Origin of the sequence: Caldicellulosiruptor morganii (assembly GCF_026810225.1) — a bacterium.
Taxonomy (GTDB): Bacteria; Bacillota; Thermoanaerobacteria; order Caldicellulosiruptorales; family Caldicellulosiruptoraceae; genus Caldicellulosiruptor; species Caldicellulosiruptor morganii.
In genome coordinates, this window is the sequence record NZ_CP113865.1 from 632,232 (window position 1) to 645,472 (window position 13,241).

Below are 13,241 nucleotides of genomic sequence, written 5' to 3' on the forward strand. Positions count from 1 at the left end.
AAAGATTGTCGATTATCCACTTTTATATGTTACTCTTTTGTTATCATTAATTGGAGTTGTCATGATATTCAGTGCAAGTTATTATTATGCATATTATCAATTTCATGATAGTTATCATTTTCTAAAAAAACAATTGATAGGTCTTGTTCTGGGTATAGCAGTAATGTATATAACAAGTCAGATGGATTATAAAATCTTTAAAAAACTGTCGGTGCTTTTTTATATAACAGGAACGGTGTTTCTTGTACTTGTTTTAATACCCGGGATAGGGAAGCTGGTGAATAATGCACGCAGATGGATTGATATTGGACCTATTCAATTTCAGCCATCAGAACTTGCAAAGTATGCCCTTGTAATACTGCTTGCAAGCTATCTTGATGAGACAGCTGAAACAAAATCAAAGTTCAAGGTTTTTATAATCTCCATAATTCTGAGCAGTGTTTATTTTATACTAATATACAAAGAGCCAAACATGAGTACGGCTATTCTGATACTTGCTATTGCAATGCTGATGCTTTTTGCATGGGGACTTAATATTGGCTACTTTTTAACAATTGGCTCTTTATCTTTGCCGGTTCTATATTATCTTACAGTAAAGGAAGCATATAGAGTTGAAAGAATACAGGCACTTTTTAACCCCTGGGCAGACCCGACAGACAAGGGCTATCAGATAATTCAGTCACTGTACGCAATTGGCTCTGGAGGACTTTTTGGTATGGGACTTGGTCAAAGCAGGCAAAAACTTTTGTACATTCCTGAGCCTCATACAGACTTTATTTTCTCTATCCTGTGTGAAGAGCTTGGCTTTGCAGGGGCTGTATCAATAATAATTTTGTTCATACTTTTCATCTGGCGTGGTTTTGTCATTGCTCTTAATGCGCCTGATAGGTTTGGGTTGCTTTTGGCATTTGGTATTACAAGCATAATTGCTGTTCAGGCTATTTTGAATATAGCAGTTGTTACAGCTTCTGTACCCGCAACAGGTGTGCCTATGCCATTTATTACCTATGGAGGTTCATCGATACTTTTTCATATGTTTGGAGTTGGAATACTTTTGAGTATTTCAAGGAGGATAAAGGTGTTAAAATGAACCATAAAAGGGTAAGTATTGTCTTCAGCGGAGGGGGTACTGGCGGGCATATATATCCGGCTCTTGCTGTTGCTGACTATCTGAAAAAAAAGCACAGTGGACTTGAAGTGGTGTTTATTGGCACACAGCAGGGTTTGGAATCCAGGATAGTGCCGCAGCATGAATATCACATAGAGTACATTCAGGCAAAAGGACTAAAGAGAAGTTTGAGTTTAAAAAATGCTGATGTATTTGTTAAGTTTTTAAATGGCTACAGGCAGGCTCTGCGCATATTAAGAAAAGTAAAGCCTGAATTGGTTTTTGTGACAGGGGGCTATGTATCTCTTCCTGTTGCACTTGCGGCAAGAAAACTTGGGATTAAAATTGTATTGCATGAACAAAATGCATATCCCGGGCTTGCCAATAGAATAATTTCAAGATTTTGCGACAGGATCTTAATCAGCTTTGAAGAGAGCAGAAGATTTTTTAAAGATTCAAGCAAGACAGTACTTACAGGTAACCCTGTAAGACTTGAACTTTTATCTTATAGTCAGAAGGCTGCAAAAAATTTCTTGGATTTGACAGACAGGACAGTAGTTTTAGCAGTTGGTGGCAGCAGAGGTGCTGAGAATCTCAATAAAGCGGTGATTAAGCTTGCTAAGGAATTTGAGAATAACAAAGATGTATATTTTATTCTCTCAACCGGTGAAAAAAAATATCAAGAGGCGCTGAGCTTTGCAAATACCTTTGGCGCAAAAAATAACATCAAGATACTTCCGTATATTTCAGATATGCCAAAATACCTTTCAGCTGCGGATATTGTAATATCAAGAGCAGGGGCTATGGCAATCTCAGAGATAACTGCACTTGGAAAGCCGAGTATACTTGTTCCTTCGCCATATGTGGCAAATAATCACCAGGAGCACAATGCAAGGTCTCTTGAGATGCAAGGTGCATGTTTTGTTGTTCTTGAGAGGGAATTGGAAAGTAACAAACTCAAACTTTTCCTTGAAAAGCTTGTTTATGACAGAGCTGTGTATGAAAAAATGAGCAAAATCAGCAAGAAATTGGGCAAACCCGATGCCACCCGGAATATAGGGGAAATTATTGAGTTATACCTGTTTTAGTAACAGATATTGTGGTTTGTGAATAAATAATATGCGGTATTCATCCAAACTATTGTTTAAACAACTAAAAGCAAACAACGTTAAAGGTGAGTGAACTTAGTAAATGAGCAGGTTAGTTAAAAAGATTACAGTATTATTGATTTTGGTTTTCTTAACACTTATATTTGTGTTTAGACTTGACTTCTTTAATGTGAAAGAATTTAGTATACATAATTTGAAAAGAGTTAAAAAAAATGATATTATAAAAATACTACAACAATATCAGAATAAGAATATACTGAGCATAAATAAAAATGAAATTAGAAAAAAACTGCTGGAAAACCCCGAAATTGAAGATGTTAGAGTAAAAATACATTTACCAGATATGCTAATTTTAGAAATTTATGAAAAAGAGACAGCTGGTCTTATAAAATATTTAAACTCCTATATAGAGATTGATAAAAATGGGTATGTAATAAGAATAGAAGGAGATCTGCCCAAAAACTCAATTATATTTGAAGGGCTCAAAATAAATGAGGCAGCAGTTGGCAGAAAACTTGATGTTGAGGATAATCTTTTGCTTGATGAGGGAATACAGATTGCAAATAATTTGAAGAATTTTGATGTTTTTAGTAAATTTGATGTCGACAACGTTATTGTTTTACTGAAAAATATCAATGACATTGAACTTAAAATAGACAAGCTAATAGTAAAATTAGGTGATGGCTCGGAGATAGATTATAAATTGAGGCTTTTGAAAAGTGTGTATGACAGGCTTCCAAAGCATATAGAAGGGATAATAACTGTGAATTCAAACGGGATAGCCACATTTAGTCCAGACGCCGGGGAGGAAAACTAATTATTATGAAAGTAAAGATAAAAAGACCAACAGGTGGACAGGTTGCAATTGCTATTTTGCTGCTTATTTTAGGGATATTGATTTCAATGCAGATAAAAAGTGTCAGGCAGAGCAATGAACTTAAAAACCTTGAAAAGGCAAGGGCTATTGAACTTGCTGAACAGATAAACCAGCTACGAAAAGAAAATAGCAGTTTGAAAGCTCATATTTATGAACTGGAAAGCAGGATTAAAGAGTACCAGGACTCAGCTGCGAGTATTAGCAAAACAACAGAGCTTTTAAAGGAAGAACTTGACAAAGTAAAGATACTGGCCGGGCTTACAGATGTGGTGGGACCAGGCATAGTAATCACGCTTGACGACAGTAAGCTTCCTGCAACAACAAATGTTGACCCGAACAGTTTTCTTCTGCATGATTCAGATATTCTGCAGGTTATAAACGAACTGAGGGCGGCAGGAGCTGAGGCAATATCAATAAATGACCAGAGAGTAGTAGCTACCACAGAGATAAGATGTGCCGGTCCAACAATCAGTATAAACAATACGCGATATTCTGCCCCGTACATAATAAAGGCTATTGGTGATCCCAAAATTTTAAAGAATTCATTGATGATGCGGGGTGGTATTATAGACCTTTTAAAGGAGTTCTCCATTGAGGTCAAAATTGAAGAGGCTTCGAATATTGTGATTCCGAGATATACCGGGACTCTGAAATTTAATTTTGCAAAGATAAAGAGCGAAGGAAGTTGATGGTGAGATGATTGTACTTATACTTGCACTGGCAATAGGCATCTTAATAGGTATATATATCCCTGTGAGTATTCCGCAGGATTATTCTTCATATATTGCAGTGGGGCTTCTTGCTGCACTTGATTCTATTTTTGGTGCCTTGAAATCAAACCTGAAAGGTGATTTTAAAATTGACATATTTATCTCTGGTTTTGTTGGGAACACATTGATTGCTATGCTTTTTGCATATCTGGGTGACAGGCTTGGGATTCCTTTGTATCAAGCGGCAGTTGTGGCGTTTGGCGTTAGGATTTTTCAAAACTTTGGGGAGATGCGAAGAAAGCTTTTGCTTAAAAATAAGAGTTTAACCGGGGAGGAGAAAGAAAATGATTAGTTTTGACACAGAAAAAATGACTGTTGCTCAGCTGAAAGTAATTGGTGTTGGTGGGGCGGGCAATAATGCAGTAAACAGGATGATTGATGTTGGAGTGTCGGGCGTTGAATTTATAGCGGTTAATACAGATAAGCAGGCTCTGCAGAGGTCCAAGGCTCATTATAAGATTCAAATAGGTGAGAAGATAACAAAAGGACTTGGAGCAGGAGCTGACCCCGAGATTGGGCGAAAAGCGGCAGAGGAGAGCAAAGAAGATATAGCTCAGGTTCTAAAAGGTGCTGATATGGTGTTCATCACAGCAGGTATGGGTGGTGGCACAGGAACAGGTGCATCTCCGGTTGTTGCTGAGATTGCAAAAGAACTGGGGATATTGACTGTTGCGGTTGTCACAAGACCGTTTAAAAGCGAAGGTGCAAAACGCAGGGTCAATGCTGAAAAGGGAATTGAAGAGCTAAAGAAGATTGTAGACACAATAATAATTGTACCCAATGACAGGTTGTTTATGCTCTCAACCAATAAAGGTCTAAAAATATCAGATGCATTCAAAATGGCAGATGATGTTCTAAGGCAGGGAGTTCAGGGTATTTCTGATATAATATTGAATCCTGGTCTTATCAATGTTGACTTTGCAGATGTGAGAGCTATTATGATGAATAAGGGATATGCACATATGGGTATTGGTAAGGCAAAAGGGGATGATAAGGTCCTGAAGGCACTGGAACAAGCCATTAACAGCCCGCTCTTGGAAACATCAATAAAAGGTGCAAAGGGAGTGCTTGTGAATTACACAGGCAACCCCGAAGAGCTTTTGCTCGATGAGATTGAAAAGGCAAATGAACTTATCTCATCCGAAGCAGATGAAAATGTCAACTTCATTATGGGTATTGTGTTCAATGAAGAGATGAAAGATGAAGTGCAAGTTACTGTCATTGCAACCGGGTTTGATTCTATAGAAGAGAATAAACAAGAACAGCAAAGTACTAAGATTCCTTCATCAAAGGTGGAAAACCTGAAAAACCTTTTGCAAGATGATGATGTGTTTGAAATTCCAATATTTCTGAAAAATAAAAGAATAAAATATTAATTAAAACAAGGCAAAACTTTTTGCGAAGCAATAGAATGTTGCTAATTTTGTATTTTACATACACAGTTATTAAGAATAGAAAATGATGCAATTGGACATATTGATAAATATATATAATTTTTCGTGATTGACAATTTATGCATCAAAAATTTATAATAGTCTAAAGTCATATAGCCTTTTACCTTATAGAGCAAGGTAAAAGGCTATATAAGTTTTAAGGAGGCAATGGTAGGATGGCTTTAATTGATATGACAATTCCTGATTATTTTGATATGATATCACAGAAGTACGCAGATAACCTTGCAGTAATTTATCATCATGAAAAGATTTATCTTACATATGCTGAGTTCAAAAAAATGGTAGAAGATGCAGCTAAGGGATTTATGGCAATAGGAGTTCAGAAAGGTGAACATGTTGCTGTCTGGGCAACCAACAGGTTGGAGTATCTTATTTCTATTTTTGCTCTTGCTAAGATTGGTGCTGTTTTGGTTACAGTAAATACTAACTACAAAATATATGAGCTTGAGTATCTGTTAAAGCAGTCAGATAGTTCCACACTTGTATTTATAGAGGGCTTTAAGGACTCTAATTATCTTGAAATTGTAAAACAGCTAAATCCTCAGCTTTCTACCTGTGAGAAGGGAAAGCTTGAAAATCCCAACTTACCATATTTAAAAAGGTTAATTTTCATCGGGCAGGAACCTCAAAAAGGAATGTATACCTGGGATGAGGTTGTAGAACTTGGCAAAAATATTACAGACCAGGAGCTTTACCAGAGACAGAAAAGTTTACATCCTGACGAGGTTATCAATATGCAGTATACCTCCGGGACAACAGGATTTCCCAAAGGAGTTATGCTTACACATAAAAATATCTTGAATAATGGCTGTGCAATTGCTGATTGCATGAAACTCAAGCCAGAGGACAGGCTTTGCATACCTGTTCCGTTTTTCCACTGCTTTGGACTGGTGTTGGGAATTACTGCCTGTGTTACAAAGGGTGCTACGATGGTACCTCTTGATCACTTCAATCCACTCATGGTAATGGAGACGATTCATTATGAAAAATGCACTGCTTTACATGGTGTGCCAACAATGTTCATTGCAATACTGCAGCATCCAGATTTTAACAAATTTGATTTTTCTTCACTCAGAACAGGGATTATGGCAGGTGCCCCCTGTCCTATCAAAGTTATGAGAGAAGTTGTTGAAAAGATGAATATGAAGGAGATAACAATTGCATATGGTCAGACAGAGGCCTCTCCTGTCATAACACAAACAAGGGTAGACGACCCGCTTGAATTTAGAGTATCCACTGTAGGCAAGCCATTGGAAGGTGTTGAGGTTAAAATTGTTGATATAAATACCAGAGAAGAGGTTCCAAACGGAACAATTGGTGAGATCTGTGCAAGAGGCTATAATATCATGAAAGGGTATTATAAGATGCCCGAGGCAACAAAGCAGGCAATTGACCAGGATGGCTGGCTTCACACAGGTGATTTGGGCTATATAGACCAGAACGGGTATTTGAGAATTACCGGAAGGCTCAAAGACATGATAATAAGAGGTGGAGAAAATATATATCCGCGTGAGATAGAAGAGTTTTTATACACGCACCCGGCTGTCAAGGATGTTCAGGTGGTTGGAGTGCCTGACAAAGTCTATGGTGAGGAGATAATGGCATTTATTATTTTGAAAGATGGTGCAAGCGCTTCGGAGGAAGAGATAAAGGAGTATGTAAGGCAGAACCTATCACGTCACAAAACTCCAAAATACATTAAGTTTGTAGATAGCTTTCCTACAACTGCCAATGGCAAGGTTCAAAAGTACAAGCTCCGCGAGATGGCGATAGAGATGTTAAATCTTCACGATGCAGCGAATATTGAAACAGCCTGAAAATGATGTAAAATGCAGATTGAATTTGAATGAGTCAATATGTTAGAATTATTAAAACCATTTCTGGAGGGGAAAGAGGATGCAGCTTCGGTACAACCTTGAAATATCACCAGGGGGTAATCTTTCATGGGAAGGAATTGACCTTCTTGACCTGGTAGAAATGTACGGAACGCCTCTTTATGTTATGAATGAGAGGATGATAAGGGAAAATATAAATAGATTCAAGAGTGCACTTCAAAAATATTTTGGAGAAGATGGGCTTATAATTTATGCATCAAAAGCTTTCTGTACAAAGGCAATGTGCCAGATTGCAAAACAGGAAGGAATAGGGCTTGATGTTGTATCAGGTGGAGAGCTTTACACTGCTCTTTCAGTAGATTTTCCGACCGACAGGATATTTTTCCATGGCAATAATAAAACATATGATGAACTGGATATGGCAGTTGAAAATGGAATAAAGATTGTTATTGACAACTTTGATGAACTTGAGCTGCTCAGCCTTATCTGCAAGACAAAATCAAAGAAGGCGGATGTTCTTATAAGAGTAAAACCTGGAATTGAAGCACACACTCATGAATTTATCCGGACAGGTCAGATAGATTCAAAATTTGGCGTTACACTTGAAAATGGTGAAGCATTTTCAATGGTAAAAAGAATACTCACAGAAGAACATCTGAACCTGGTTGGGCTTCATTGTCATATAGGCTCACAGATTTTTGAAACAGCACCTTTTAAGCTTGCAGCAAGGGTTATGCTTGAGTTTATATTAAAGATAAAAAAAGAGCTTGGTTATGACATCCACATTCTGGATTTAGGTGGTGGTTTTGGTATTAAATATACTGCTTTTGACCAGCCACCTCAAATAGAAAAGTTCATAGAAGCTATAGCTGAAGAGGTGGAAGAGTTTTGCCAGCAAAAAGGTATTAAAAAACCTTTTATAGTTTTGGAGCCAGGTCGTTCAATAGTTGGGGAGGCTGGGATTACCCTTTATACAATAGGTGGTATTAAAGAGATTCCCAATGTCAGAAACTACGCATCTGTGGATGGTGGCATGACAGACAATCCACGTTATGCACTTTACCAGGCAAAGTATGACGCATACGTTGTTGAAAATCCACTGGGCGAAAGGACAAAGGTTTACACGATTGCGGGAAGATGCTGTGAGTCAGGGGATATACTCATAAAGGATATTAAACTTCCCGAGCTGAAAGTGGGACAGCATCTTGCTATCCTGGCAACAGGTGCATATAATTATTCTATGTCGAGCAATTACAACAGATTCCCGCGTCCGGCAGTTGTGCTTTTAAAAGATGGACAGGCAAAAATTATTGTAAAGCGTGAAACCTATGAAGACATAGTCAGAAATGATCTGGAAATATAAAAAGTTATGGAGAGAAAGATTATGGGCTTACCAGATATTTCAACAGCGTTACTCAGGATTCCTGGACTTTTGTTTGCTATATCTGTCCATGAAGCGGCACATGGATATGTTGCCTATCTTCAAGGTGATGACCTGCCTAAAAGGCAGGGAAGAATTACATTAAATCCTCTGCCGCATATTGATATTTTGGGTGTAATTTCGCTGATGTTATTTGGTTTTGGATGGGCAAAACCTGTTTTGACAGACCCGAGAAGATACAAGAATCCCAGGGTAGGTATGGGACTTACTGCCCTGGCAGGGCCTGTTGCAAATATTTTATCTGCCATTGCATTTGCTTTGATTTTGAAGTATGTTGGAAACTACAATCTTGTTTCAAACAGATATGTTCTGGCTATGCTGCAGCAGGCATACCTGATAAATGTATATCTTGCCATATTTAATCTTTTACCCATACCACCACTTGATGGGTCAAAAATTTTATTTATTTTTGCACCTGCAAAATATATAGAATTTTACGATAGATTCGAAATAGCTGGTCAGATAATACTTATTGCGTGTATATTTTTGGCACCATTTCTTCTTTCGTTTATACTGCAGCCAATAGCTTATGTTGTTATTAATTTTATAAATATCATACTGAGTCTATTTCCTTGAAAATTTTTTGAAGCATCAATTTCTAAAAACAATGAGGATGGGAGAAGGTAAGAATGAAAAGAGTTTTATCGGGTACAAGGCCGACAGGAATTTTGCATCTGGGAAACTACTTTGGTGCAATAGAGAGCTGGGTAAAACTTCAGGATCAGTATGAGTGTTTCTTTTTTGTCGCCGACTGGCATGCACTTACAACCGGGTATGAAGATACATCCAATTTAAGAGAGTATACAAAGCAGGTGATTATTGATTTGCTTGCGTGCGGGCTTGACCCCAATAAGTGTACCATATTTGTTCAATCTCATGTACCTGAGCACGCGGAGCTTCATCTTTTATTTTCAATGATAACTCCACTTTCCTGGCTCTACCGATGCCCGACTTATAAAGACCAGATGAGAGAGCTAAAAGAACGGAATATAGCAACCTATGGCTTTTTGGGATATCCATGTTTGCAGGCGGCAGATATTTTAATATACAAAGCTGAACTTGTTCCTGTTGGGGAGGACCAGCTTCCGCACCTGGAGCTCACAAGAGAAATTGCAAGAAGGTTCAACTACCTGTATGGGCAAACGTTCCCTGAACCGCAGCCAATCTTGAATACCGTAAAAGTCCTGATCGGGACCGATGGAAGAAAGATGAGCAAAAGCTATGGTAATACAATTGCTCTATCTGAAGATTTGGAAAGTGTGAGAAAAAAAGTAATGAACATGGTCACAGACCCTGCGAGAATAAGAAAAAATGATCCCGGTCATCCGGAGGTTTGTACTGTATTTGCTTATCACAGGATATTCAGTCAAGATTCTATAGATGAGATAGACTCAAGCTGCAGACAAGGGAAAATTGGCTGTGTTGAATGCAAGAAGAAGCTGTTTGAAAATCTTTCTGGATTTTTGGAACCAATTCAGGGTAGAAGAAAAGAGCTTGAAAATGATATGGATTTTGTATATGGAGTGATTGAGGAGGGGGCTAAAAAGGCAAAAGCTGTAGCATCCCAAACATTAAAAGAAGCAAAGGATAGGGCAGGGCTGTTATGAGCTTTGAGGTAAAGCTTCCTAATTTTGAAGGACCGCTTGACCTGTTGCTTTATCTTATAAAGAAAGATAAGATAAATATCTATGATATTCCTATTTCTGAAATTACTAACCAGTATCTGATGTATATAAAACATATGGATGCTATAAATGTAGATTCTGTTTCTGAATTTTTGGTTATGGCATCAACACTTCTGGAGATTAAATCAAAGATGCTTTTGCCAGCATTAAAACAGGAGGAAGATGACCCAAGACAGGAGCTTGTTGAAAAGCTCAAATTATATCAGAAGTATAAAGAGATGGCAATTTACTTAAAGGAGAATCATCCATATAGAGAAAGTTACAGAAGAGTGGTTGGCATAGAAACTCTGGAAAAGGATGTTACAGTAAAGCTTGATATAAGCAAACTTTTTGAGGCATATAAAAATATTCTGACTAAAAGTGAGGTATCGCCGATTAGTATCGAAAATACTCAAAAACTCCATGAAATAACCAAAAAACAGACAATTTCAATTTTAAAAGTGATAAGGCAGGTTTTTGAGTATATAAAGCAAAAGGGTGTTTTGTATTTCAGTGCTCTTATAAAAGGAATTTCAAAAGAGGAGATAGTGTACAGATTCCTGGCAATTTTGGAGTTATGTAAATTGGGTCATATTTGTGTATCTCAGCAACAGGTGTTTGACGATATAAAAATCACAAAAAGGCAGTGAGGCTAAAAGAGGATGGATAGGGCAGCTGCAAAGTCTGTGATTGAAAGTATACTTTTGATGAGTACATCACCGCTTGAAATAAACAGGCTTGCGAAGATTCTGAATATTTCCGAGGAGGAAGTTGAAAATTTTATTGAGGAGCTAAAGCAGGAGTATATTGAAGCTAAAAAGGGTTTTTTGATTGTAAAAGAAGAAAAAGGGTATGTTTTGGTTACAAACCCGGAGAATTCTAAGTATATAAAGGAGTATTTTGAATTTGAACAAAAACAAATGGCACTTTCACAGGCTGCGTATGAGGTACTCTCTATAGTGGCACTCAACGGACCTGTAACAAGGCAGGAGATAGAAAAGATAAGAGGGGTTGGCAGTGAAAATGTGATAAAAAATCTGCTTGAAAAAGGGCTTATAAAAGAAGCAGGGCGGCTTGAAACAGTGGGAAGACCGGCTTTGTATGAGGTGACAGAACTTTTTTACCACTGCCTGGGAATAAAAGATTTGGAAGAGTTGAAACAAAAGTTCATTGAGGCTCAAAAAGGGGATACAACAATTTGATGTATCCTCTTTTTGTTTTTTATAGAAATATTTGCAAATAATATTATAAACTTATCCATCAGCATAAACATCAAGATTTGCACAGCATGGCAAAAAGATAAGATAATTGTACAGAAAAACCCTTTTGAAATTTCAGAAAGAGATTTTATATATTTTAAAAAGAAAGACGGTGCGTAGTTTGTGTATTTTTAACAAATGACTTGTTAACTCACAATATGTTATACTAAATTTAGACAGAATTCGACAAAAAGTAAAGCTTAAAATAGAGGATGTGGCAGGGTGGAGCTAAGAGTTAAAATACTTATTGTGACAATCTTGATAGCACTTTTACCTTCATCAATTGTAGCTGTGTATGTTATGACAAACCTGATACCTCAGTATGAAAAGATAGTTTATGAGTATTTTGTAAATCAGCAGAAAAGGTCCCTGGAAAAGATAACTCAAAAGGCATTTGATGATATCAATAGCAGATGTATTTGATGCCCTCACAACTGACAGACCTTACAGAAAAGCATATTCTACACAGGAAGCTATTCTAATCATGAAAAGTGATGTTGGGAAGAAATTTGATCCGGAGATATTTGATGTCTTTTTGCAGGTATTGGAAGAAGAGAAAAAATTAAATGTTGAGATGAAGATAGATGGACAGGTATAAACTTAAGGTGTTGCTTGAGTCTGATGAAGGACCAAAACTTGATTTTAAAAGTAAGCTTTCTCTGGAGACAGAAAGTGAAAAAAAGGAACTTGTAAAGGATGTAATTGCTATTGCAAATTCAAGAGGTGGCAGAGGATATATCATCTTTGGTGTTGAAGACAAAACCAAAAAAGTCGTTGGAATAGAAGATGAAGGAATTACCGAGGAGAAGATTCAGCAGATTATCTCAAGCAGATGTGACCCTCCTGTTTCAATTAAGTTTGAGATTATGGAGTACGAAGGTAAAAGAGTAGGGATACTTACCATTTACAAAAGCAGTTTGCGTCCCCACCAGATGGTGCAAAATGGAGTGTTTTATATAAGGCGTGGGTCCACCACAGATGTTGCAAAGCGAGAAGAGATTGCTTCCATGTTTGAAGAAAGTGGTATTGTCAACTTTGAGATGACAATCATAAGGAATGCAACTATTTCAGACCTTGACCCGAATCTTATAAGCTTATTTTTCAAAAAAAGTGGGATTGCTTCTGAATGGGATAATGTGGTTTTGCTTGAGAGCTTCGGAATTATTCAAAGAGACAGAGAAAACGGAAATTTTTACCCTACAATGGCTGGAATACTTGTCTTTGGTAAGTACCCGGAGCGGTTTATACCTTCTGCTTATTTGAATTTTGAATTTTTTGACCACAATATGATTATTTGTGGTAACATATATAGTATAATAAATTCGATTGTAAATAACCTGACAGGAAAGTACCCGCAGAAGAATTTATGGGCGCTGTTTGAAGCAGTTGCGAATGCCCTTGTGCACAGGGACTACTGTGATATAACAAGGGCAACAGCGGTGAGGATTACCGAAAAGTCCATAGAAGTTGCAAATCCGGGCTGCCTTTTGGAAGGCAATATAGTTTACAATATGGGAAGGGAGATTATCCCGCGAAGGCGGAATCCCTGGATTTATCAAAAGATGATTGTCTTGGACGAACATAATCTATTTTTAAGAAGCGGTAAAGGTATTGGGAAGATTAAAAAGAGTTATCCTTCTGCGAAGCTGGTAAACGTAAATTCTCAGAATACCTTTAAGATTATATTGCCGCCAATAGAGAAACTGTAAAGAGGAGTATGTTGT

General features: G+C 37.4%; 16 protein-coding genes. All 16 read left to right on the forward strand.

Annotated features, from left to right (window positions below; all coding sequences use genetic code 11):
* Positions 1-4 precede the first annotated feature (4 nt).
* A complete protein-coding gene (gene ftsW / locus OTK00_RS03000) occupies positions 5-1,090 on the forward strand; it encodes a putative lipid II flippase FtsW (protein WP_052670962.1) in 1,086 nt (361 codons plus the stop codon).
* Complete coding sequence (gene murG, locus OTK00_RS03005) at positions 1,087-2,196, forward strand: undecaprenyldiphospho-muramoylpentapeptide beta-N-acetylglucosaminyltransferase (RefSeq protein ID WP_045170288.1); 1,110 nt, start codon at positions 1,087-1,089, stop codon at positions 2,194-2,196. The genes ftsW and murG overlap by 4 nt, the downstream gene beginning before the upstream one ends.
* Positions 2,197-2,299: 103 nt before the next feature.
* A complete protein-coding gene (locus OTK00_RS03010; RefSeq protein ID WP_045170287.1) occupies positions 2,300-3,034 on the forward strand; it encodes a cell division protein FtsQ/DivIB in 735 nt (244 codons plus the stop codon).
* A 5-nt stretch (positions 3,035-3,039) separates the two neighbouring features.
* Entirely contained in the window at positions 3,040-3,783 is a 744-nt protein-coding gene (locus OTK00_RS03015) for a DUF881 domain-containing protein (protein WP_045170286.1), read from the forward strand.
* 7 nt (positions 3,784-3,790) lie between these two features.
* Positions 3,791-4,156 (forward strand): small basic family protein, encoded by a 366-nt coding sequence (locus OTK00_RS03020; protein WP_045170285.1) that lies wholly within the window; start codon positions 3,791-3,793, stop codon positions 4,154-4,156.
* Complete coding sequence (ftsZ, locus tag OTK00_RS03025) at positions 4,149-5,240, forward strand: cell division protein FtsZ (RefSeq protein ID WP_045170284.1); 1,092 nt, start codon at positions 4,149-4,151, stop codon at positions 5,238-5,240. Before OTK00_RS03020 ends, ftsZ begins: the two co-directional genes overlap by 8 nt.
* 233 nt (positions 5,241-5,473) lie before the next feature.
* Entirely contained in the window at positions 5,474-7,135 is a 1,662-nt protein-coding gene (locus tag OTK00_RS03030) for an AMP-binding protein (RefSeq protein ID WP_045170283.1), read from the forward strand.
* A gap of 79 nt (positions 7,136-7,214) precedes the next feature.
* A complete protein-coding gene (lysA, locus tag OTK00_RS03035; RefSeq protein WP_045170282.1) occupies positions 7,215-8,516 on the forward strand; it encodes a diaminopimelate decarboxylase in 1,302 nt (433 codons plus the stop codon).
* Between the two features lie 21 nt (positions 8,517-8,537).
* Complete coding sequence (locus tag OTK00_RS03040; RefSeq protein WP_198525746.1) at positions 8,538-9,170, forward strand: site-2 protease family protein; 633 nt, start codon at positions 8,538-8,540, stop codon at positions 9,168-9,170.
* A gap of 53 nt (positions 9,171-9,223) precedes the next feature.
* The gene (trpS, locus tag OTK00_RS03045; RefSeq protein WP_045170281.1) at positions 9,224-10,201 is read left to right on the forward strand and encodes a tryptophan--tRNA ligase; all 978 of its coding nucleotides are present in this window, start codon (positions 9,224-9,226) and stop codon (positions 10,199-10,201) included.
* Positions 10,198-10,908 carry a segregation and condensation protein A gene (locus OTK00_RS03050; protein ID WP_045170280.1) on the forward strand — a complete coding sequence of 237 codons (711 nt, stop codon included), beginning with the start codon at positions 10,198-10,200 and terminating at the stop codon, positions 10,906-10,908. Before trpS ends, OTK00_RS03050 begins: the two co-directional genes overlap by 4 nt.
* A 12-nt stretch (positions 10,909-10,920) precedes the next feature.
* Positions 10,921-11,460, forward strand: coding sequence for an SMC-Scp complex subunit ScpB (scpB, locus tag OTK00_RS03055; RefSeq protein ID WP_045170279.1), 540 nt, complete (start codon positions 10,921-10,923; stop codon positions 11,458-11,460).
* A 12-nt stretch (positions 11,461-11,472) separates the two neighbouring features.
* Positions 11,473-11,637: a hypothetical protein gene (locus tag OTK00_RS03060; protein WP_157841039.1), complete on the forward strand. Its 165-nt coding sequence runs from the start codon at positions 11,473-11,475 to the stop codon at positions 11,635-11,637.
* Between the two features lie 102 nt (positions 11,638-11,739).
* Positions 11,740-11,940, forward strand: a complete 201-nt coding sequence (locus OTK00_RS03065) for a hypothetical protein (protein WP_045170278.1) — start codon at positions 11,740-11,742, stop codon at positions 11,938-11,940.
* Positions 11,915-12,115, forward strand: coding sequence for an HD-GYP domain-containing protein (locus OTK00_RS03070; RefSeq protein WP_045170277.1), 201 nt, complete (start codon positions 11,915-11,917; stop codon positions 12,113-12,115). The genes OTK00_RS03065 and OTK00_RS03070 overlap by 26 nt, the downstream gene beginning before the upstream one ends.
* Positions 12,102-13,226, forward strand: a complete 1,125-nt coding sequence (locus tag OTK00_RS03075; RefSeq protein ID WP_045170276.1) for an RNA-binding domain-containing protein — start codon at positions 12,102-12,104, stop codon at positions 13,224-13,226. The genes OTK00_RS03070 and OTK00_RS03075 overlap by 14 nt, the downstream gene beginning before the upstream one ends.
* Positions 13,227-13,241 lie beyond the last annotated feature (15 nt).

Bases quoted from the DNA above. Each gene is read 5' to 3' on its own strand.
- scpB (WP_045170279.1), top strand. From the start codon at position 10,921: ATGGATAGGGCAGCTGCAAAGTCTGTGATTGAAAGTATACTTTTGATG.
- OTK00_RS03075 (WP_045170276.1), top strand. From the start codon at position 12,102: ATGGACAGGTATAAACTTAAGGTGTTGCTTGAGTCTGATGAAGGACCA.
- ftsZ (WP_045170284.1), top strand. From the start codon at position 4,149: ATGATTAGTTTTGACACAGAAAAAATGACTGTTGCTCAGCTGAAAGTA.
- OTK00_RS03040 (WP_198525746.1), top strand. From the start codon at position 8,538: ATGGGCTTACCAGATATTTCAACAGCGTTACTCAGGATTCCTGGACTT.
- OTK00_RS03030 (WP_045170283.1), top strand. From the start codon at position 5,474: ATGGCTTTAATTGATATGACAATTCCTGATTATTTTGATATGATATCA.
- lysA (WP_045170282.1), top strand. From the start codon at position 7,215: ATGCAGCTTCGGTACAACCTTGAAATATCACCAGGGGGTAATCTTTCA.
- OTK00_RS03070 (WP_045170277.1), top strand. From the start codon at position 11,915: ATGATATCAATAGCAGATGTATTTGATGCCCTCACAACTGACAGACCT.
- OTK00_RS03010 (WP_045170287.1), top strand. From the start codon at position 2,300: ATGAGCAGGTTAGTTAAAAAGATTACAGTATTATTGATTTTGGTTTTC.
- OTK00_RS03050 (WP_045170280.1), top strand. From the start codon at position 10,198: ATGAGCTTTGAGGTAAAGCTTCCTAATTTTGAAGGACCGCTTGACCTG.
- OTK00_RS03015 (WP_045170286.1), top strand. From the start codon at position 3,040: ATGAAAGTAAAGATAAAAAGACCAACAGGTGGACAGGTTGCAATTGCT.
- trpS (WP_045170281.1), top strand. From the start codon at position 9,224: ATGAAAAGAGTTTTATCGGGTACAAGGCCGACAGGAATTTTGCATCTG.
- OTK00_RS03020 (WP_045170285.1), top strand. From the start codon at position 3,791: ATGATTGTACTTATACTTGCACTGGCAATAGGCATCTTAATAGGTATA.
- murG (WP_045170288.1), top strand. From the start codon at position 1,087: ATGAACCATAAAAGGGTAAGTATTGTCTTCAGCGGAGGGGGTACTGGC.